Genomic DNA, 21,038 nt, shown 5'->3' with positions numbered 1-21,038 from the left:
AAGGATCAGCATGAGACACAGCACCGGGCGCGGCCTTGCCGCGGCATCCGTCTTCACGATCACCGCCCTCGCACTCGCGGGGTGCGCGGGGTCGTCCGACCCCGACACGGACGGGGGCGGGGACGAGGATTTCGAGCCCCTCACCTCGGTGAGCCTGCAGCTCCAGTGGCTGCCGCAGGCGCAGTTCGCCGGCTACTACGTGGCCCTCGACCAGGGCTATTTCGAGGAGGAGGGCTTCGACGACGTCGAGATCGTCCCCTCCGGCGGCGACATCGTGCCGCAGGACGCCCTCGTCGCGGGCGACGTCGACTTCGCGATCGCGTGGGTGCCGAAGGTGCTCGGCACCCTCGAGGCGACCGGGGTCGAGCTCACCGACATCGCGCAGGTGTTCCAGGAGTCGGGCACACTGCAGGTGTCCTGGAAGGGCGACGGCGTCGAATCCGTCGCCGACTTCGAGGGCAAGCGGATCGGATCGTGGGGATTCGGCAACGAGTGGGAGATCTTCGCGGCCATGGCCGCCGAGGGGCTGGACGCGAGCACCGTGTCCATCACCACGCAGGACTTCTCGATGAACGCGCTGCTGGACCGCGACGTCGACGCCGCCCAGGCCATGACCTACAACGAGTGGGCGCAGATCCTCGAGGTCGTCGACCCCGACACCGGTGAGCTGTACCAGCCCGAGGACTTCGACGTCGTGTCGTACCAGGACACCGAGGGCGCGATGCTGCAGGACGCCATCTGGGCCGACACGCAGCGCCTCGCGGACGACCCCGCGTACGCCGATGCCGCGGTGAGGTTCCTCAAGGCCGTGACGAAAGGCTGGATCTTCGCACGGGACAACCCCGAGGAGGCGGCCGCGATCGTGTACGACATCGCCTCGAACGCCGAGGCCGCCTTCCCCGTCGGCCCCGTGCACCAGCTGTGGCAGATGAACGAGGTCAACAAGCTCATCTGGACGGGCGCGGACTTCGGCATCGTCGACCAGGCCGCGTGGGACAAGACGGTCGCCGGCGCCTTGTCGGCGAAGAACCAGGACGGCCTCGAGCTCATCACGACCGAGCCGGCCGACTCGGCGTACTCGAACGAGTACATCGAGCAGGCGCTCGCGGAGCTCGAGGAGGAGGGCGTCGAGGTCGGCGGCGAATACACGCCGATCGACGTCGAGCTCACCGAGGGCGGCCAGTAGTCCCGGACGTTTCGTCTCGCTCCGCTCGCTCAACGACCGGGATCGTCGGTTGACCCCCGGTCGTTGAGCGACGAGCGTAGCGATAAGGCGAAACGCACCCGACCCCAGGAGCACCGATGACGGAAGACCTCGACGCCACGGCCAAGACGCTCGACCGCGCCCATGTGTTCCACTCGTGGTCCGCTCAGGCGGCCCTCGATCTGCCGGTCATCGCCGGCGGCTCCGGCACGACCGTGTGGGACCACGCGGGCAATCGGATGCTGGACTTCGCCAGTCAGCTCGTCAACGTCAACATCGGGCACCAGCATCCTGCCGTCGTCGCGGCCATCCAGGCACAGGCGGCCGAGCTGGCCACGATCGGCCCGGCGACGGCCAGCCTCGTCCGCGGACGCGCGGCGCAGCGCATCCTCGACAAAGCCCCCGACGGCTTCGCGAAGGTGTTCTTCACCAACGGCGGTGCCGACGCGAACGAGAACGCCATCCGGATGGCCCGCCTCCACACCGGCCGCGACACGGTGCTCTCCACCTACCGCTCGTACCACGGCAACACGGGTGCGGCGATCGTCGCGACGGGCGACTGGCGACGGATGCCGAACCAGTACGCCCGCGGGCACGCGCACTTCTTCGGCCCGTACCTGTACCGCAGCGAGTTCTGGGCGACGACGCCCGAAGAGGAGTCGGCGCGGGCGCTCCACCACCTCGAGCGCGTCATCCAGTCCGAGGGCCCCGCGACGATCGCCGCGATCCTGCTCGAGTCGGTGCCCGGCACCGCCGGAATCCTCGTGCCGCCGCCCGGCTATCTCGCGGGCGTCCGGGCGCTGTGCGACCGGTATGGAATCATCCTCATCCTCGACGAGGTCATGGCCGGCTTCGGCCGCACGGGCCGGTGGTTCGCCTTCGAGGGCTACGACGTGGTCCCCGACCTCATCACCTTCGCGAAGGGCGTGAACTCCGGGTACGTGCCGGTGGGCGGCGTCATCATCTCCGACGCGATCTCGGCGACCTTCGACGACCGCGTCTTCCCCGGCGGGCTCACCTATTCGGGACACCCGCTGGCCGCGGCATCCATCGTCGCCTCCATCGACGCGATGGAGAACGAGGGCATCGTCGAGCACGCCCGGCGCATAGGCAGCGAGGCGATCGGCCCCGCGCTCGGCGCGCTCGCCGAGAAGCACCGCCTCGTCGGCGAGGTGCGCGGCGAGGGCGTCTTCTGGGCGATCGAGCTCGTGAGCGACCGCGAGACCCGCGAACCGGTCGGCGCCGACGTGATCGGCCGGCTGAAGAAGGAGCTGTCGTCGCGCGGCCTGCTGCCGTTCGCCGCCGACAACCGCATACACGTGGTGCCGCCGTGCGTGGTCACCGACGACGAAGTGGCGCAGGCCATGTCGATTTACGATGAAGCTCTGACGAGCGTCGAAGAGGACCTCTCTTGACGCGTGCGCGTCCTCTCACGAGGAGGGCTTCCCAATGGAGGGCAGGAACACCATGACCGACACGAACACCCTGGAGCGGACCCAGCGGTCCGCCACGACGACCCTCGAGCACTGGGTGCGCGGCGCCGAGTGGCCCGGAACGTCCGAGCGCACCGGAGACGTCTACAACCCCGCACTGGGAACGGTGCAGAAGCACGTGCGGTTCGCCTCGACGGCGGATGTCGGCACCGCCGTCGACGTCGCATCGGAGGCGTGGGCGGGCTGGCGCGACGCCTCGATCGCCAAGCGCCAGGGGGTGCTGTTCGCCTTTCGCGAGCTGCTGAACGCCCGCAAGGGCGAGCTCGCCGAGATCCTCACCAAGGAGCACGGCAAGGTGCTCTCCGACGCGCTCGGCGAGATCGCGCGCGGTATGGAAGTCGTCGAGTTCGCGTGCGGCCTCGGCCACCTCACCAAGGGCGCGTACTCCGAGAACGTCTCGACCGGCATCGACGTCTACACGCTGCGCCAGCCGCTCGGCGTCGTCGGCATCATCAGCCCGTTCAACTTCCCCGCGATGGTGCCCCTGTGGTTCTTCTCCATCGCCCTCGCGGCGGGTAACGCCGTGATCCTCAAGCCCAGCGAGAAGGACCCGACCGCCGCCAACTGGATGGCCGCGCTGCTCAAGGAGGCCGGTCTCCCCGACGGCGTCTTCAACGTCGTCCACGGCGACAAGGAAGCCGTCGACGCGCTCCTGGAGCACCCCGACGTGCGGGCGATCTCCTTCGTCGGCTCGACGCCGATCGCCAAGTACGTGTACGAGACCGCGACGTCGCACGGCAAGCGGGTGCAGGCCCTCGGCGGCGCGAAGAACCACATGCTCGTCCTCCCCGACGCCGATCTCGACCTCGCGGCCGATGCCGCCGTCAACGCGGGCTTCGGCTCGGCCGGCGAGCGCTGCATGGCGATCTCGGTGGTCCTGGCGGTCGACTCCGTCGCCGACGCGTTCGTGCAGAAGGTGTCCGAGCGCATGGCGACGCTGCGCACCGGCGACGGCATGCGCGGCTGCGACATGGGCCCGCTCATCACGTCGCAGCACCGCGACAAGGTCACGTCGTACCTCGACATCGCCGGTGCCGACGGGGCTGCGGTCGTGGTCGACGGGCGCGACGTCGAGATCGACGGCGACCCGAACGGCTTCTGGCTCGGACCCACGCTCATCGACAAGGTGCCCACGTCGTCGGCGGTGTACAAGGACGAGATCTTCGGACCGGTACTGTCGGTCGTCCGCGTCGAGGGCTACGAGGAGGGCCTCGGCATCATCAACTCGAGCCTGTACGGCAACGGCACGGCGATCTTCACGAACGACGGCGGCGCGGCCCGCCGCTTCCAGCGCGAGGCGCAGGTCGGCATGATCGGCATCAACGTGCCGATCCCCGTCCCGGTCGCGTACCACTCGTTCGGCGGCTGGAAGGCCTCGCTGTTCGGCGACGCCAAGGCATACGGCCCGCACGGGTTCGAGTTCTTCACGGCCGAGAAGGCCATCACCTCGAGGTGGCTCGACCCCTCGCACGGCGGCCTGAACCTCGGGTTCCCGCAGCACGACTGAGCGCTATCCCGGATGCCGCGGCCCGCGTGGGTCGCGGCATCCGTTTTCTGCGCCCCCGGGCCAGGCGCGGGGCGCGCACCAGCCCGCAAGTGGCGCAGGTGCAACTGCGCACGGTGCGAACACGTGTGCCCGCGGGAGCCACGCGGGCGGTCAGTGCGGGGCGTAGACGCGGAGCGCGTCGGGGACGGCGCGGCAGCGCAGGCGGAAGCCGCCGGGGTCACGCTCCTCGAGTTCGCCGTCGTGCACATAGACGGCTGGATGCCCGGGAGCGGGCGTGACCCGCAGGTCCAGGCTCGGCACGAGCAGGCGCTCGACGTCGGCGTCGCGGGGGAACAGCCGCACCGCGCGCAGCACCGCCGCAGTCCGCTTGCCGAACGAGAGCGCCGCGAGCGCACGGACGCGGGACCCGCGGGCGTGGTGGACGCGGACGTCGAGGATCGAGGCATCCGTCTCCTGGCGCTGCATCGTCGCGACGCGCTCGGGGTCGTTGCGCCCCGCGCTGATGAAGACCGACCACACTCGTGCGCGGCGCCCGTCGAGCACGATCGTGAGCGGCTCGGTGCTGCGCAGCGCCGTCCACGTCGCCGCCACGCCGCCGAGCCACTTGCCGAGGCTGCGGCGGCGCTGGCGTTCCTCGATGAGCGCCGGATACGCGCCGACCGACACCACGTTGAGCACCGTCACGGGCTCGTCGTCATCGGCGATGGACTCGACGACCCCCACGGAGGCGGTGGTGCCCGCGTGCAGGGCGTCGATCGCGATGCCCACGTCGTCGATCCCGAGAGCTCGCACGAAGTGGTTGAAGGTCCCGCCGGGCATCGCGAGCATCGACCGTTCATGGCGCCGGGCGAGGTGGGCCATGCGGGACACCGAGCCGTCCCCGCCGTAGACGCCGAGCACGGCCGGCGGGGTCGCAGCCCGCATCGCGGCGGCGACCACGTCGTCGAGGCTCTCGTTCTCGGAGAGTTCGTGCACGACCGCCTCGGGCAGCCGCTCGGCGAACTCGTCGGCCGGATCGGCGCGGACCACCGCCGTCCCCGAGGCGGCGTTGCGGACGATCAGCACGCCCTGCCCCCGCGCGATGTCGAGCCCGGATTCCTTCACTCGCTCGACTGTACCCGCGCGCTCGGCGTCTCCGACCGGCGGCTACGGCCGTGCAACGGCCAAGACCGAGGAGAAACGCCGTCGGCCACCCCCTGGTGAGAGCGACGGGCCCGGTTTCTCCTCGCTTCTCGGCGCTGAGCGGCTATGCCGGGAGGATCGGCCGGTTCTCGTAGAAGGTCTGCAGCACGACGGTCGTGCGGGTGTTGACCGACGCGGCGAGGCGGATGTCGCGGATCAGGGTCTCCAGGTGGCGGGGCGTCGTCACCCGCACGAACAGCATGTAGCTCGCGTCGCCGGCGATGGAATGGCAGGCCTCGATCTCGTGCAGGTGCTCGAGCAGCTCGGGCGCGTTGTCTGGCTGGCCGGGGTCGAGGGGCGTGATCTCGATGAAGGCCGAGAGCGGCTTGCCGACGGCTTCCGCGTCGACGGTGGCGCGGTAGCCGGTGATGACGCCGCGGGACTCGAGGCGGCGCAGCCGCGACTGCACCGCCGAGGTTCCGAGTCCGACTCCCGCCGAGAGATCGGCGAGGGTGGCGCGGCCGTCGATCGAGACGGCGCGGACGATTCGTGCGTCGATCTCGTCGTCGAGGTGCGGTTGCGTGCTGGCCATGGCGCGACACTACCACCGCACCGGAAACTTTCCGGCTTGATGAATATGCGGGCGTAGAGATTCCGTTAGAATCGAGACTGCGCGATCCGCGTATCCGCATACAACCCGATCGGAGGTCCCCCATGTCCATGACCCAGCACGCCCGTGCCCAGGCCATCGTCGGCGAGCCCGAGGTCGTCGAGGACGCGATCGCCCTGGCCTCCGGCGTCGAGGACTCCTCCGCGTGGCAGAAGCTCAAGGCGGCGGCATCCGCTCTCCAGCCGCTCCAGGTCAAGGACGGATCGATCCCGGATGCCACGGCCCACGCCGACGCCCGCGGTCACGTCGACGCGATCATCGCCGCGATCGACGAGCTGCGCCCGCGCTTCCCGCACGACGCCGCATACCTCGAAGCCTCGATGCGCGATTTCGCGCGGTGGCGTGACGGCGGCTTCGGCGTACCGGACTTCCTGGACTCGCTCGTGGCCTTCCAACCGCAGCAGCACCGGGTCGACGGCATCCGTCACCTGGTCGTCTTCCCGATGTACACGCAGAACGGCTCGAGCGAGCGTCACGTCGAGGCCGTGCTCGTCGAGGTGATCTGGCCCGACTTCATCGCGGAGCTCGAGACCGCGTACACCAACAAGCTGTTCGTCTCGCTGCGGTTCATCGACTTCACGCCCGGCTACGACACGAACTCGGCGGTGCTGTTCCCCGAGACCGTGGCGATGCGCGAGATCCCGTCGTTCACGTGGGGGGCGATCTTCCAGGATCGCGAGGCCGCCCGCTTCCGGCGCGTCGTGCGCGCCGCCGCCGAGATCACGAAGCTCGACCTGCCCGACGACGCCGCGCGGATGCTCGACGACCAGCAGCTCACCGAGAAGACCTTCGTGATGTGGGACATCATCCACGACCGCACGCACATGCGCGGCGACCTGCCGTTCGATCCGTTCATGATCAAGCAGCGGATGCCGTTCTTCCTCTACTCGCTGGAGGAGCTGCGGTGCGACCTCACGGCGTTCCGCGAGTGCGTCGCGATCCAGGGGCGCCTGTCCGCTCGGGATGACCTGACGGCCGACGAGGCCGAGATGCTCGAGCACGCGAAGCTCGTTCAGTACGCGGTGATCTTCGACCGCATCTTCCGGTTCGCGATCACCGGCTCGCGCGTGCGCAACTACGACGGCCTCGGCGGACAGCTCCTGTTCGCCTGGCTGCACCAGCGCGACGTCCTGCACTGGACCGACACCGCCCTCGCCTTCGACTGGGATGAGGTGCCCGCCGCCGTCGTCGCTCTCGGCGACGCGATCGACGAGCTCTACTGGCGGTCGATCGACCGGCCCAAGACGGCGCACTGGCTCGCGGCGTACGACCTCGTGCGCGGCACGCTGACTCCCCACCCGGCGTCGCAGTGGGCGCGGGGCCTGCCCGACGAGATCCTCGCCGGTGCGCCGAAGGGCTACACCGACGCGGTGCTGGACGACGAGTTCCCCCTGTCGATGTTCTTCGAGGCGCTCGACAAGAAGATGAAGCCGGTCATCGAGTCGACCGCCGGCATCACCGGCGCCGATGCCTGAGGTGACCCCCTTCGTCGAAAACGCACGATCTCGCCGAGGCCGCACGTCATCGACGCGGACAACCTGGTTGTTCGGCGAGAACGCACGTTGTCGTCGCGGAAGCGCGGGAACATGAGCGTCGCGGGCCGGCTCGTCCTGATCGCGGGCGCGACGAGCGCCTCCGGCCTCGCGGCGACGCGCGCCCTGGTCTCGGCCGGTGCGCGCGTCGTCGCCGTCGGACGGGATGCCGCGAAGCTCGAGCCGGTCGTCGCCGCGGGTGCCTCGGCCGAGGTGTGCGACCTGACCGACGAGGCCGCCGTGGGCGAGCTGGCCGAACGCATCCACGCCCACGAGGGCAGGGTCGACGGGGTGCTCCATCTCGTCGGCGGCTGGCGCGGCGGGGGCGGTCTCGCCGGGCAGAGCGACGCGGACTTCCGCTTCCTCGAGGGCTCGCTGACCTCGCTGCGCCACGTGAGCCGCGTGTTCGACGCCGACCTGCGGGCATCGGACGCCGGCCGTCTGGCGGTCGTGTCCTCGACCGCCGTCGCGCGGCCGCTCGCGGGGGGCGCGAACTACGCGGCGGTGAAAGCCGCCACCGAGGCGTGGGCGCGCGCGGTCGCGCAGGGCTTCGCGAAGAACGCCCGGGATGCCGCGAAGCCGCTGGCGGCGGCATCCGTCATCTATCGCGTGAAGAGTCTCGACGGCCTCGAGGACGCCCTCGCACAGCGGTTCGCCGACCTCTGGACCACCGACGCCGAGCACGTCAACGACACCATCGTCGAGCTCACCGATCCCGCACTCTGAGCCTCGTGCGCGGGCCCTCGCCGGCACGAACTAGATTGGACACCCGTGACCACGATCCACGATCCGAACCTGCGCGGGTTCGCCAGCGACAACTACTCCGGCATCCACCCCGAGGTGCTGGCCGCGATCGCCGCGGCGAACGACGGTCACCAGGTGGCCTACGGCGAGGACGCCTACACCGAGCGGCTGCAGCAGGTGATGACGCGCCACTTCGGCGACGGGGTCGAGGCGTTCCCGGTCTTCAACGGCACCGGCGCGAACGTCGTGGGGCTCCAGTCGATGCTCCCGCGCTGGGGTGCGGTGATCTCGGCCTCGTCCGCGCACATCAACGTCGACGAGGGCGGCGCGCCCGAGCGGGTCGGCGGGATCAAGATCCTGCACGTGCCGACCGACGACGGCAAGCTGACTCCCGAGCTCATCGACCGCGAGGCGTGGGGCTGGGGCGATGAGCACCGCGCCCAGCCCCTCGTGGTCTCGATCACGCAGTCGACAGAGCTCGGCACGCTCTACACCGTCGACGAGATCCGGGCGATCGCCGAGCACGCGCACGGCCACGGTATGCGCCTCCACCTCGACGGCGCGCGCATCGCGAACGCCGCCGCAGCCCTCGGCGTGCCGCTGCGGGCCTTCACGCGCGATGCGGGAGTGGACGTCCTGAGCTTCGGCGGCACGAAGAACGGGGCGATGCTGGGCGAGGCGATCGTGGTGCTCGATCCCGAGGCATCCACCGGTCTCACCTACCTGCGCAAGCTCGACATGCAGCTCGCGTCGAAGATGCGCTTCGTCTCGGCGCAGCTCGTGGCGCTGCTCGAGGGCGATCTGTGGCTGCGCAACGCCTCGCACTCCAACGCGATGGCGCAGCGTCTGCGGCGCGGGGTCGAGGCGGGCCTCGCGGACGGTACGATCCGCGGCGTGACGTTCACCCAGCCGACGCAGGCCAACGGCGTGTTCGCGACGCTTCCCGACGGGGTCGCCGACCGGTTGCGCGCGTCGTTCCGGTTCTACGACTGGGATGCGGCGCGCAACGAGGTGCGGTGGATGTGCTCGTTCGACACCAGCGAGAACGACATCGACGCGTTCATCGCCGCGATCGCCCGGGAGACCACGCGGGGCTGAGCTCGACGGCCGGGTCACGGCCGGGATGGCCGGGTCACCGCCGGGTCGGCCGCGCGCGCAGGATTCAGCGCTGGGCGTGCTCCTCTTCGGCCGTCGACCACTCGGGCTCCGCCTCGCCGGCCTCGCCGTCGGCGTGCGCCTCCGTGGCCTCGACCACCACTTCCTCGTGCTCGGTGTCGGCGTCGCCCTCCGTGTCACCGTCGGCGTCCGGCTCGTCCTCGGCGGCCGGCTCGCCCTCGGCGTCGAACTCGTCCTCGGCGACCCCGTCCGGGTCCGCGGCGGCGAACTCCTCCTCGATCGCCTCGTGCTGGGCGATCTCGTCCGCGGCGCCGCTGTCAGCGGCCTCCGCGGGCTCGACGTGCTCAGCGGCGTCGTCCGGCTCTGAGGTCGCAGCCTCCGGGTCCGTCGGTGCCGCGTCGGCCGCGGCATCCGGAGTCTCGGCGGAGAGCGGCGATTCGGGACGGATCATCTCACGCACCTCGGCCATGAAGCTCGTCAGCTGGTGCTGCTGCCAGCGCAGCTGCCGGGTGCGGTCCTCGGCGTCGCGGAGCACGGACTGCGAGTGACCCGTCACGAGGTCGATGATGCGCTGCGCCTTCACATGAGCCTGGTCGAGCAGCTCGCCGGCGCGCAGGCGGGCGTCCGCCTCGATCTGGTGAGCCTGAGCACGCATGAGGCGCTCGAAGTCCTCGGCCTTCGCCGACACGCGCTGCGCGTGATCGAGCGACGCCGCCACCTGCTCGTTGGCGTCCTGGGTGATCCGCTCGGCGTGCGCGACCGCCTGGTTGTGCAGCACGAGGAACTCCTGCTGCGCGTCGTCCTGGCGGCGGGTGAGGGATGCCTCGAAGTCCAGGGCGCGCACCCGCAGCTCGCGCACCGCCTCCTCGGCCTCGGCGCGGGCCTCGCCGGTCTCGCGGGCCACCATCGAGCGCAGGGCGGCCGCGCCCTTCTCCGCCTCGGAGCGGATGGCGGCGGCCTCGCGCTCGGCCTGAGAGACCTTCTCGGCGGCGTGCGCCGCCTCACGCTCGATCTGCGACCGGTGCGCGGTCAGCTCGGTGTCGATGCGCAGACGGATCTGCTGCGCTTCGTGCTGAGCCTGCGACACGATCGCGTCGGCCTCGGCCTGGGCGTCGCGGCGGCGGTTGTCGATCTCGGCGCGTGCGGCCTCGAGAAGGCGCTCGCCCTGCACGGTGGCGTTGCGCAGCAGCACTCCGGCCTGCTCCTCGGCCACGCGCAGCACCTCTTCGAACTGCTGCCCGTTCGGGGTCGACTCGGTCGCGCCGACGAGCTCCTCGGTGAGTGCCTGCACGCGCTGCTCCGCGGCGGCCGCACGGGCGTTCGTCGCGGCCAGTTCGGCCTCGAGCGCCGCGACGGCCTCGCGGCTCTCGGCGGTGGCTGCCGCCACGGCCGCGTCGCGCTCGTCGTCGGCCGCGCGGCGGGCGCGCTCCGCCTCCTCGAGCTCGGTCTCGAGGGCTGCCAGCTTCTCGCGGCTCTGGGAGACCACGACGCTCGCGCGGCGGTGGTTCTGCTTGAGGGCCGACACCTGCTCCGCCGCGGCGCGGGCTCGCGTCTCGAGGTCGGCGATCGCCGCGTCGACCTCGTCCTTGTCGTATCCCCGGAAAGCGGTCGCGAACGAGACGGTGCGCGTGTCGGACGCCGCCGTCTGCGCGGCGAGCAGCCGCTCGAAGGTCGAGTCCTCGGCCTGCGCGTTCCGGTTCGCTTCGCCGTTGTCGGACATCGGGGTCTCCGCTTCTTCTTCGATTCGCGTCGCCGGAGAGGGTTCGGGCCCGGGCGGCGGCGCGGATCGCGGTGCGCGCGCCGCGACGAGCGAGTCGAAGGAGGCGAGGAGCACCGGATACGCGGCGCCTCGACGACATCAGGGGGATGGACGTCGCAGCGGATTGCGCGTGCGGCAGGGGCAGGATACCTGGCCGACCTGTGTGCCGGCGACCCCCGTCCGCTGCGGCCTCGCGTGCCCCTCCCGCGCCCCGGGTGGGCAACCCGCTGCAGTTTCCTGCGAGCGCTGCGTCGGGATCTGGCGCACTCGGAGGAAACTGCAGCGCGTCTCGCCCGTCCGGGGATCGGCGGCCGCGGCATCCCTCCTCGCCCGATGGTGCATGACTCCTGCAGCTCGGGCGTGCGGCGGGCGCGGTCCGACGCGCGTCCGCCGTGGCCCTCGCCACGCACCGGGCGCGTAACTCCTGCAGTTCGGATGCGGCGGCCCGCCGGCTGGGCCACGAGGGGCGGGAATCCGCAGGGCTTTTCGATGCGCCGCGGATCCGAGACGCCGACGTGCAGGAGTTATGCGCACGGAGCGGAAGCGGAGACGCCGGGGCGGGACGGCGACTTCCGGGCGAGCTTCACGAACTGCAGGAGTTATGCGCAGAAGTGGCCGGCAGACCGGAGTGGCCGGCAGGCCGGAGGAGACATCGCGCGGCGGGTCAGCGCAGGGCGCCGACGCTGGCGAGCCCGAGGCGGACGAGCGTGCCGCGGCCGCCTTCCATCTCGGCCGAGAGGGCATCGGATGCCGCTTCCTGCGGTGTCATCCACGTCACCTCGAGCGCGTCCTGACGCGGCTCGCATGTGCCCGTCACGGGCACGACGAACGCGAGCGACACCGCGTGCTGGCGGTCGTCGTGGAATGCGCTGACGCCGGGGATCGGGAAGTACTCGGCGACCGTGAACGGCGCCGGCTGCGGCGGGAGGAGAGGGAAGGCCATCGGCCCCAGGTCGTTCTCGACGTGGCGGAACAGCGCATCGCGCACCGTCTCGCCGTAGCGCACGCGTCCCGAGACGAGGGTGCGCGTGATCTCGCCGAGCGGGGTCGCGCGCAGCAGGATCCCCACCTCGGTCACGGCCCCGACACCGTCGGTGCGCACGGGCAGGGCCTCGACGTAGATCATCGGCAGCCGGCGACGCGCCTCGGCGAGCTCGACGTCCGTCAGCCATCCCGGGTTCGCGGCGTTCCCGGGTGCGGGCGAGCCGAAGGTGCCGTCGCCGAGCGGTCGCCCGCCCTGGCCGAACGATGCGCCGGCGCCGTCGAGCGGATCGCGGGGCGTGCGCGAGTCGTCGTTCTCGTTCGGGTCGGGGTCTGGGGTGCGCACCGGCATGTCTCCTGTATACCTCAGCGGCCGCGGCGGCACCGCCTCCCGCCGCTGGGACGGCGAGACCGGCGACCGCCGGGCCGGGTCAGCGCGGGAGCGAGGCGGGCACCGAGGCCAGCAGGCGACGGGTGTACGGATGCTGCGGCCCGGCCAGGAGCCGCGCCGTGGGCCCGCGCTCGACGATCTCGCCCTGCGACATCACCACCGTCTCCTCGCACACTCTCCGCACCACGGCGAGGTCGTGGCTGATGAACAGGAGCGTGAGGCCGCGGTCGCGTCGAACGGCCGCGACGACGTCGAGCACCTGCGCCTGGATGGAGACGTCGAGCGCGCTCGTGGCCTCGTCCATCACGAGCATCCGCGGCTCGACGGCGAGGGCGCGCGCGATCGCGACGCGCTGGCGCTGCCCGCCGGAGAGGGTGCGCGGCCGGGCCGAGGCGTGCGCCGCGCCGAGGCCCACGGATTGCAGGAGGGAGAGCACCCGCGCCCGCGAGTCGGCGGTCGTCAGCCTGGTGTGCAGCCGCAGCGCGTCCTCGATCGCCCGGCCCACCGCGATGCGGGGGTCGAGCGACAGGTAGGGGTCCTGGAACACCATCTGCACGTCGCGCGCGTGGGCGAGGCGCTCGGCGCGCGTGCGGGGCACGGCGGTGCGGTCGCGTCCGGCGATCGTGAGGACGCCGGTGTCGGACTGCTCCAGACCGACCACCATGCGCGCGAGCGTCGACTTGCCCGATCCGGACTCGCCGACGACGGCGAGCGCACCGCCGCCGGGGACCGCGAGCGACACTTGCCGCACCGCCTGGACCGGGGGTTTCCCGCGGCGGGGGTACGACTTCGACAGATCACGCGCGTCGAGCAGCGGGGCCGTGCCGGCGACGGGAGCGAGCGGCGGATCGGCCAGCGGCCCGTCGAGCGTCGGCGTGGTGGCGACGAGGCGCCGGGCGTAGTCCGTGGTGGGCGCGCCGAGCACCCGGCGGCCCTCGCCCTGCTCCTCGATCTCCCCCGCCCGCATCACCGCGATGCGGTCGCACAGCGATCCGGCCAGGGTGAGGTCGTGTGTGATGAAGAGCAGCCCCATCCCCCGCGCATCCCGCAGCTCGCGGAGGAGACCGACGATCTCGGCCTGCGTCGTCACGTCGAGCGCGGTCGTCGGCTCGTCGCACACCAGCAGGCGGGGGTCGCTCGTGAGGGCGCCGGCGATCATGACACGCTGCAGCATCCCTCCCGAGAACTCGTGCGGGAACTGGCGCAGATGCTCCTCCGGATCGGGCAGCCGCACGGCGGCGAGCAGCTCGACCGCGCGCTCCCGGGCGCGCGCGGTGCTCCACCCGTCGTTGAGCCGCAGGGTCTCGGTCATGTGGTCGCCGATCGTCCGCATGGGGTTCACACCCGCCCGCGGATCCTGGAAGATCATCGCCGCGCCGCGCCGGCGGAGGTCGAGGAGGTCGTGCCGCGAGGCCCCGAGAACCTCGCGCCCGCCCAGCCGGACCGACCCCTCGGTGCGCGCTCGTTCGGGCAGCAGCCCGAGCACGCTCCGGGCGGTCAGCGACTTGCCGGATCCCGACTCGCCGACGAGCCCCACGGTCTCGCCCGCCGCGACGTCCAGGGACACGCCCCGCAGGAGCGCCGTCCCATCGGTGAGACGGATGCCGAGCCCATCGATCTGCAGAAGCGTCATCGCGATCCTCCTCCGACGCGGCGCGAGAACTCCTCGCCGATGATGTTGACGGCGACCACGACGATCACGACCGCGACCGCGGGGGCGATCGCGGGCAGGAAGTGGCCGCCGGGGAGTCCCGCCTGCGCCTCGTTGATCATCGAGCCCCAGTCCGGTGTCGGAGGCTGGACGCCGAGCCCGAGGAACGAGAGCGCGGCGAGCTCGGCCAGCACGTAGCCGAAGTTGAGCGTGGACTGCGCACCGACGACCGGCGTGACGTTGGGGAGCACGCGTCGCAGCGCGATCCAGGGGGCGCTGAAGCCCTGCACGCGGTACGCCGACACGTACGGGCGGTGCCGCTCCGCGGTCACGAGCGTGCGCGTGAGCCGCGCCACGAAGGGGATGTAGGCGATGCTCATCGCGATGACGGGGGCGACGAGGCCCTTGCCGAACAGCGCGACCGCCATGATCGCGATCAGCAGCGACGGGAAGGCGAAGACGACGTCGAAGATGCGGCCGAGAGTCGCGTCGATCCAGCCGCCGCGCCAGCCGGCGAGCAGGCCCAGCAGCGCGCCGAGCACGGTCGAGAGCATCACGACCAGGAGAGGTCCGATCAGCGCGGTGCGCGCGCCGAAGACGATGCGGCTCAGGATGTCGCGGCCCAGCCCGTCGGTGCCGAGCCAGTGCGCCGGACTCGGCGGCGCGTAGACCGCGAGCAGATCGACCGCATCGGGGTCGTACGGGGCGAGGAAAGGCGCGAAGACGGCGGCGAGCGCGAAGAGCGCCAGCACGACCACGGCGGTGAGGAACACGGCATCCGTGCGTCGCGCACGCGGCGCGCGCAGGACCCGGACGGCGATCGTCGGAGAGCTCATCGGGCACTCGCCCCCGCCGCCGTGCGCGGATCGATCCACGGCTCGAGGATGTCGATCACGGCGTTGACGGCGACGAACGCCGTGACGATCAGGAGCACGATCGCCTGCACGACCGGGAAGTCCAGCCGATCGACGGACTGCACCAGAAGAGATCCGATCCCGGCGATGCCGAACGCGGACTCGACGATCGAGCTCGCTACGAGCAGGCCCGCCACGAGGATGCCGCTCACCGTGAGGATCGGCCACAGCGCGTTGCGGAACACGTGCCTGCGCACGACCACCGCGCGCCGCAGCCCGCGGCTCGTGGCGACTTCGACGTGCTCTCGATCCAGCTGCTCGACCATCGCCGACCGTGTCACCTTGGCGACGAGCACCGTGAAGACGATCGCCAGTGCCGTCGCCGGGAGCACGAGGTGATAGATCGTGTCGATCAGCCCCTCCCCCGATCCGAACGACGGGAACCAGCCGAGCTGGACTGAGAAGACGGCGATCAGCACGATCGAGCCGACGAACGAGGGGATCGCTCCGAGGATCGTGAGTGCGATCAGCACGAGACGGTCGCCGGCCCGGCCGCGGTTGAGCGCAGCGATCGCGCCGAAGGCGAGTCCCGCCACCGCGATCGCGGCCCCGGACATCACCACGAGCAGGAGGGTGACCGGGAGTCTCTCGCCGATGACCTCGGCGACGTCCTGCCGGTATTGGAGCGAGCGCCCGAAGTCGCCCTGCACGACCCCGCCGAGCCAGTGGAGGTACTGCTGCCACGGGGGCAGATCCAGTCCATAGAGCGCCTTCACCTCGGCGACGGCCTCGGGACTCGGTGTACGGCCCCGCAGCAGGAAGTTCACCGGGTCGCCCGGGACGAGGAAGCGGGAGAAGAAGACCAGGAGCGAGGCGAGGAAGAGGGTGAGCAGGAGCCCACCCAGCTTCCCCACGACGCGTCGGACGGCGATCATCGGATGCCGGTGCCAGGACGATCGACGCTCAGCGGGCGCCGATGGTCGCCGCCCACGGGTAGTACATGAAGGCGATCGACGGCGCGACGCCGGTGATGCGGTCGCCGAGGAACATCGACATCGGCGTCGTGTAGAGCGGGAGCCACGGCACCTGCTCGTTGGCGATCTGCTGCGCCTTCGCCGTCTGGATGCTGCGCGCCGCCGGGTCGTCGATCGCCATCGCCTCGTTCACGACGGCGTCGAATTCCGGGTCGTTCCAGTTCCCGTAGTTGCTGAACTCGCCGGTGCGCAGGACGGCGTACATCTCCAGCGGATCGGGGCTGGACAGGTACCAGTTCGTGAAGAACAGGTCCACGCCCTCGCGCGCGCTCGGGTCCGAGAACAGCGAGGTGTAGGCGCCGGGGGTGACCGACTCGATGCGGGCGGTGAGCCCGATCGACTCCGCCGCCGCGGCAGTCGCCTGCGAGATGACCGCGAACTCCCCCGAGATGGGAGCCGTGACGATGACGAGCTCCTCGCCCGCGACGCCGGCCTCCTCGACCAGAGCCTTGGCGGCTTCGACGTCGTACTCGTAGTGATCGACGTCCTCGAAGGCCGTCTCCACGGCGGCGGGGTCGGCACCGACCCAGACCGACTCCGTCGTGAGCACGTCGGTGACCTCTCCGACGCCTCCGGCGGCGGCCTGCACGATCCCCTCGCGGTCGAGGGCCATGAGGAGCGCCTGGCGCACCTTCGCGTTGCCCAGCGGGCCTTCGAGGTTGCTGACGATCAGGCTCGCGACGGCCGTCGTCAGGCCGAAGTAGACGTCTCCCGCGTCGGAGCCGCTCAGCTGGGGGTACGCGGCGGCGGGCACCATCCACGTGCCGTCGACCTCCCCCGACGCGAGGGCGTTGACGCGGGCGGTGGGGTCGGCCTGGAAGACGAACTCCACCTCGCCCGCGCGGGCCGCGAGGTCGGCATCCCAGTATTCGTCGTAGCGCTCGAGCGTGAGGGATTCGCCTGACTTCCAATCGGCGAGCCGGAACGGGCCGGTGCAGTTGACCCCTCCCGACGAGTTGCCGTAGTCGGCGCCGGTCTCCGCGAGGGTCGCCGCGGACTCGACGACGCCCGCCGCTCCCCCCATCGCGAGGTTGAACTGCGAGCCCGCCGCGGACAGGGTGACCGTCACCTCGCGATCGCCGGTCTGCTCGATCGACGTGACGTTCTGGTAGACGGAGTACCAGAACGAGCCGACCGCCGGGTCGAGGTGGCGGGTCATCGACGCCACGACGTCCGCGGCCGTCAGCGGGGTGCCGTCGTGGAACGTCACGCCCTCGCGGATCGTGTAGACCCACGTGTTCGGGTCCGGCTGGGCGTAGGACTCGGCGAGCCCGGGGCTCAGCGAGAAGTCGGGGTTGAGGCGCAGCAGGGACTCGCACACGTTCGCGAGCACCTGGTTGTCGGCGTAGTCGAACGCGTAGGCGTAGTCCAGTGAGAACGGCTCGGCGTAGATCGACCACGTGAACGAGTCGATGTCACCCGACGGTGCCGGGGTCTGGTCGGTGAGCTCCCACTCGGACGAGGGGGGCTCCGGGGCAGCCGACCCGCCCGAGCAGGCGCTCACGACGAGGGCCGATACCGACAGGCCCGCCGCGACGGCGAGGGCTCGGGCGATGCGCGGATTCTTCATGACGGGTCCTTCACGGTGTCGGTCTGCCGGAGGTAGACGAGCTCTCCCTCGATCCAGGTGGACTGGACGGTGGCGCGGTGGATCTCCTCCGCGGGCACGGAGAAGGGGTCGGGTGAGAGCACGACGAGGTTGCCGAGGTAGCCCTCGCGCACCCAGCCGGTGTCGTGATCGCGGTGATTCACGTAGGCGGAGCCGGAGGTGTAGGCCGCCATCGCCGTCTCGAGGTCGAGCCGCTGATGCTCCCCGCCGAGCGGAGGGGCCTCACTGCCGGGGTGCACCCGCGTGACCGCGATGTGGATGGCGGCCATCGGGTCCGCGCTGGACACGGGCCAGTCGCTCCCGGCGGCCAGCCGGACTCCCTCGCGGGCGAAGTCGCCGAACGGGTAGTGCCGCGCCTCGGCGCCGTCGCGGAGGAACGGGAGGGTGAGCTCGTCGAGCTGCGGCTCGTGCGACGCCCACAGCGCCTGGAGGTTGGCGACGGCATCCGTCTCGACGAAGCGCGTCACCTCGGCCTCGTCGACGACCTGCAGGTGCGCGAGGTGGTGCCGGTTGTCGGTCGGGCCGTTCTCGACGCGCGCGGCCTCGACGGCATCGAGGGCTTCGCGCACGGCGCGATCGCCGAGGGCGTGGAAGTGCACCTGCATCCCGGCGGCGTCCAGCGCGGTGACGGCCTGACGCACGATCGCCGGGTCGACGAACGACAGCCCGCGGTTGCCCGTCACGTGGCCGTGCGGGTCCTTGTACGGGGTGAGCATCGCCGCGGTCTGATTCTCGGCGACGCCGTCGACCATGATCTTGGTGCTCGCGATGGTGAGACGGTCGGCAGGGACCCGGGCGGCGAGCGCGTCGCGCCGGGCGGTCATCCGTTCGACCTGCTCGAGGCCCTGGTCCCGTTCCCACCACTGGGCGCCGCGGACGTGCACGCGCAGCACGCCCTCGCCCACCGCGCGCTCGTACGCGTCGAGGGGGTCGGCGATGATGCTGGATGCCCCGACCGCGGCATCCTGCCACCCGGTGATGCCCAGCGCGATGAGCGCCTCCTGCGCGGCGAGCAGCCCGCGATAGGCGAGCTCCGGGTCGTGCTCGGGCTGCACGCCGGTGAAGAGGGCTCCCGCGCCTTCGTGGAATGTGCCCGCCGGGAAGCCGTCGGGCTCGCGCTCGATGCGACCGTCGACGGGATCCGGTGTGGACGCGTCGAGACCCGCGAGCCGGATAGCCGCGGTGTTGGCCCACGAGCTGTGATGATCGCGGCTGAGGAGGAGCACAGGACGCTCGATCGCGTCGAGGAGGCCGCGAACGGGCGAGCCACCCGGGAAGTGGTCCATCGACCAGCCGCCTCCGAGGATCCACGGCTCGTCGGGGTGGGACTTCGCGTAGGCGAGGACCGTCGAGACCGCTTCGGCCGCGTCGGACGCGTCGGTGAGGTTGCACTGCAGCAGTTCCATGCCTCCCGAGACGGGGTGCACGTGGGCGTCCTGGAATCCGGGCGAGAGCAGCGCGCCGTCGAGATCGACGACCCTGGTGGCCTCCCCGATGAGGACGGATGCCTCGGCTTCCGGCACGACCGCGGCGATCCGGCCGCCGGTGACCGCGACCGCGAGCCCGTCCATCGGCCGGCCCTCGCCGGTGAACACCGGTCCGCCGACGAACACCACATCTGCGACTCCCATGTCGCCTCGCTTCCTCTGGAGTGTCTCGATGGGGCATGAGGCTACGTCGTGGACAACGTCGATGTCAACGGTGTTGACTAAACCGTGATGCAGCGGGTTAGCATGGGGCGACGGACGGATGCCGCACCCGCCCGTCCGTGAGAGGAGTCGTCGTGGCGAACGCGCCCACGGGCCGAGCGAGCACCGCCCGCAAGGCCCGCCTCGATCGCGAGTCGATCGTCGCCGCGGCGCTCGAGCTGGCTTCGGCTCCGGGCGCGACGAGCGTGAGCTTTCGCGAGCTCGGATCCCACCTCGGCGTCGACCCCACAGCGGTCTACCGGCACTTCCGCAGCAAGGACGAGTTGATGGGTGCGCTGTTCGACCACGTCACCGAGATCGGCCTCGACGCGATGGACGCGCCGCCGGAGCAGTGGCAGGAGCGTCTGCGGCAGCTCGCGCTGCGATCGCGGGACGCGTTCGGGCACTACCCCGCCGTCGGCGCCGAGGCCATGCTGCTCACCACCAACGGCGTCGCCGAGCATCGCGCGATGGAGACGATCCTCGACGCGTTCACCCGCGCGGGGCTCGACGGCGACGAGCTCGTGCGGCACTACGCGCTCTTCGCCATGCAAGTGCTGTCGGGCAGTGCGAACGTCGCGCGTGCCCGGGCCCGACGGCCGGACGAGTCCGACACCCTCTGGCTCGACGCCCCGCTGATCGTCGACCCGCGCGAGTTCCCCCTGATCGCGCGCAACGCATCACAGCTGGCCGAGCTGGACGACGAGGCCCTCTTCCTCGCCGGCATCGACATGGTCATCGCGTCGGCCGAGCGGGCCGCCGCGGCATCCTGATCCCCGCGCGCGGGACCCAGCGCCGAGGTGCAGGATGGAGCGGTGAGCATCTCCCTCGATCCCGCCGCGGTGCTGTGGTCCACCGACGCCGCGCAGCGCGCGGGGCGCCCCCTCCTCGTGCTGCTGCACGGCTACGGCGCCGACGAGCGCGATCTGTTCGGGCTCATCCCGTACCTGCCCCCGGAGTTCGCGGTCGCGGCCGTCCGCGCTCCGCTCGCACCGCCCTTCCCCGCCCCCGGGTACTCCTGGTATCCGATCGAGAACCTCGAGGACCGCGACCCCGCGCACACCACGGCCGCCGCCGCGGGGCTCGTCGCGTGGGCCGATGACGCGGCATCCACTCACCCGGCGATCGGGCTGCTGGGCTTCTCGCAGGGGGCCGCGGTCTCGCTGCAGGCCATGCGCCTCGAGCCGCAGCGGTTCGCGTTCACCGTGAACCTCTCGGGCTACGCCACCCCCGGGGAGCTGCCGCGCGACGCCGAGCTGGCCGAGGCGAAGCCGCCGGTGTTCTGGGGACGCGGCACCGCCGACGACGTCATCCCGGCCTTCCTCGTCGAGCACACGACCCAGTGGCTCCCCGCCCACACCGAGCTGAGCGGCCGTGTCTACCCCGGGCTGACGCACAGCGTCTCGGAGCAGGAACTCTCCGACGTGCGCGTGTTCCTCGACAAGCGGGTCGCCGAGCTCGGCTGAGCCGTACCCGCGACGCCGGGCCGGGGCATCCGCTATCGTGGTTCTGCCTCTGTCCCGAGTGTGAGGAACTCCGTTGAAGCACATCGACGCGACCGCGCTGTAATCGCGCCGCTCCGTCGTCCTTCGATACGCGGCCTCCGGCCGCTACTCAGGAACCGAGCGACAGCCTTCGCTGTCGCTTCGACGTGCCGGCGCTTCACTCTTCCGCGCTGACCGT

The 21,038-nt window shown here is 71.3% G+C and carries 17 protein-coding genes; 8 read left to right on the top strand and 9 right to left on the bottom strand.

Features of this window, described 5'->3' with window-relative positions; all coding sequences use genetic code 11:
- The first annotated feature begins 10 nt into the window (after nt 1-10).
- From ACFQ0P_RS08935 to ACFQ0P_RS08925, 3 genes are all read left to right on the top strand, one after another.
- Nucleotides 11-1,186 carry an ABC transporter substrate-binding protein gene (locus tag ACFQ0P_RS08935; RefSeq protein WP_204978371.1) on the top strand — a complete coding sequence of 392 codons (1,176 nt, stop codon included), beginning with the start codon at nt 11-13 and terminating at the stop codon, nt 1,184-1,186.
- Nucleotides 1,187-1,302: 116 nt separating this feature from the next.
- On the top strand, nt 1,303-2,619 hold the full coding sequence (locus ACFQ0P_RS08930) for an aspartate aminotransferase family protein (protein WP_204978370.1): 1,317 nt from the start codon (nt 1,303-1,305) through the stop codon (nt 2,617-2,619).
- 52 nt (nt 2,620-2,671) lie between these two features.
- On the top strand, nt 2,672-4,204 hold the full coding sequence (locus ACFQ0P_RS08925; RefSeq protein ID WP_204978369.1) for a CoA-acylating methylmalonate-semialdehyde dehydrogenase: 1,533 nt from the start codon (nt 2,672-2,674) through the stop codon (nt 4,202-4,204).
- 150 nt (nt 4,205-4,354) lie between these two features.
- Here the strand turns inward: ACFQ0P_RS08925 and ACFQ0P_RS08920 are convergent, their stop codons facing one another.
- Together ACFQ0P_RS08920 and ACFQ0P_RS08915 are read right to left on the bottom strand one after the other, a co-directional pair.
- Nucleotides 4,355-5,308 carry a diacylglycerol/lipid kinase family protein gene (locus tag ACFQ0P_RS08920; RefSeq protein WP_378771956.1) on the bottom strand — a complete coding sequence of 318 codons (954 nt, stop codon included), beginning with the start codon at nt 5,306-5,308 and terminating at the stop codon, nt 4,355-4,357.
- Between the two features lie 142 nt (nt 5,309-5,450).
- The gene (locus ACFQ0P_RS08915; RefSeq protein WP_204978368.1) at nt 5,451-5,918 is read right to left on the bottom strand and encodes an Lrp/AsnC family transcriptional regulator; all 468 of its coding nucleotides are present in this window, start codon (nt 5,916-5,918) and stop codon (nt 5,451-5,453) included.
- A gap of 122 nt (nt 5,919-6,040) precedes the next feature.
- Between ACFQ0P_RS08915 and ACFQ0P_RS08910 the strand changes: the two genes are divergently transcribed.
- The 3 genes from ACFQ0P_RS08910 (at nt 6,041) to ACFQ0P_RS08900 (ending at nt 9,370) form a co-directional block, all read left to right on the top strand.
- On the top strand, nt 6,041-7,471 hold the full coding sequence (locus ACFQ0P_RS08910; protein WP_204978367.1) for a DUF6421 family protein: 1,431 nt from the start codon (nt 6,041-6,043) through the stop codon (nt 7,469-7,471).
- Nucleotides 7,472-7,582: 111 nt separating this feature from the next.
- Nucleotides 7,583-8,254, top strand: coding sequence for an SDR family NAD(P)-dependent oxidoreductase (locus ACFQ0P_RS08905; RefSeq protein WP_204978366.1), 672 nt, complete (start codon nt 7,583-7,585; stop codon nt 8,252-8,254).
- A 45-nt stretch (nt 8,255-8,299) separates the two neighbouring features.
- Nucleotides 8,300-9,370, top strand: coding sequence for a threonine aldolase family protein (locus tag ACFQ0P_RS08900; protein ID WP_204978365.1), 1,071 nt, complete (start codon nt 8,300-8,302; stop codon nt 9,368-9,370).
- 64 nt (nt 9,371-9,434) lie between these two features.
- Here ACFQ0P_RS08900 and ACFQ0P_RS08895 read toward each other — a convergent pair whose 3' ends face one another.
- The 7 genes from ACFQ0P_RS08895 to ACFQ0P_RS08865 all read right to left on the bottom strand — a co-directional run bounded on the left by ACFQ0P_RS08895 (nt 9,435) and on the right by ACFQ0P_RS08865 (nt 19,298).
- Complete coding sequence (locus tag ACFQ0P_RS08895; RefSeq protein ID WP_204978364.1) at nt 9,435-11,108, bottom strand: DivIVA domain-containing protein; 1,674 nt, start codon at nt 11,106-11,108, stop codon at nt 9,435-9,437.
- Nucleotides 11,109-11,811: 703 nt separating this feature from the next.
- Nucleotides 11,812-12,480 (bottom strand): NUDIX hydrolase family protein, encoded by a 669-nt coding sequence (locus tag ACFQ0P_RS08890; protein ID WP_204978363.1) that lies wholly within the window; start codon nt 12,478-12,480, stop codon nt 11,812-11,814.
- A gap of 79 nt (nt 12,481-12,559) precedes the next feature.
- A complete protein-coding gene (locus ACFQ0P_RS08885; RefSeq protein WP_204978362.1) occupies nt 12,560-14,152 on the bottom strand; it encodes a dipeptide ABC transporter ATP-binding protein in 1,593 nt (530 codons plus the stop codon).
- The gene (locus ACFQ0P_RS08880) at nt 14,149-15,006 is read right to left on the bottom strand and encodes an ABC transporter permease (protein WP_204978361.1); all 858 of its coding nucleotides are present in this window, start codon (nt 15,004-15,006) and stop codon (nt 14,149-14,151) included. Before ACFQ0P_RS08880 ends, ACFQ0P_RS08885 begins: the two co-directional genes overlap by 4 nt.
- On the bottom strand, nt 15,003-15,959 hold the full coding sequence (locus ACFQ0P_RS08875; RefSeq protein WP_204978360.1) for an ABC transporter permease: 957 nt from the start codon (nt 15,957-15,959) through the stop codon (nt 15,003-15,005). Before ACFQ0P_RS08875 ends, ACFQ0P_RS08880 begins: the two co-directional genes overlap by 4 nt.
- A 28-nt stretch (nt 15,960-15,987) precedes the next feature.
- Nucleotides 15,988-17,628: an ABC transporter substrate-binding protein gene (locus ACFQ0P_RS08870; protein WP_204978359.1), complete on the bottom strand. Its 1,641-nt coding sequence runs from the start codon at nt 17,626-17,628 to the stop codon at nt 15,988-15,990.
- On the bottom strand, nt 17,625-19,298 hold the full coding sequence (locus ACFQ0P_RS08865; protein WP_204978358.1) for an amidohydrolase: 1,674 nt from the start codon (nt 19,296-19,298) through the stop codon (nt 17,625-17,627). Before ACFQ0P_RS08865 ends, ACFQ0P_RS08870 begins: the two co-directional genes overlap by 4 nt.
- A gap of 152 nt (nt 19,299-19,450) precedes the next feature.
- Here ACFQ0P_RS08865 and ACFQ0P_RS08860 point away from each other — a divergent pair, with 152 nt between their 5' ends.
- Both ACFQ0P_RS08860 and ACFQ0P_RS08855 read left to right on the top strand, forming a co-directional pair.
- A complete protein-coding gene (locus ACFQ0P_RS08860) occupies nt 19,451-20,128 on the top strand; it encodes a TetR/AcrR family transcriptional regulator (protein WP_204978357.1) in 678 nt (225 codons plus the stop codon).
- Nucleotides 20,129-20,170: 42 nt separating this feature from the next.
- Nucleotides 20,171-20,821, top strand: a complete 651-nt coding sequence (locus ACFQ0P_RS08855; protein WP_204978356.1) for an alpha/beta hydrolase — start codon at nt 20,171-20,173, stop codon at nt 20,819-20,821.
- Nucleotides 20,822-21,038 lie beyond the last annotated feature (217 nt).

The sequence above is a fragment of the Microbacterium insulae genome (assembly GCF_042677065.1).
In the GTDB taxonomy this organism is placed as follows: domain Bacteria; phylum Actinomycetota; class Actinomycetes; order Actinomycetales; family Microbacteriaceae; genus Microbacterium; species Microbacterium insulae.
This window is presented reverse-complemented; position numbering and strand designations above follow the sequence as displayed.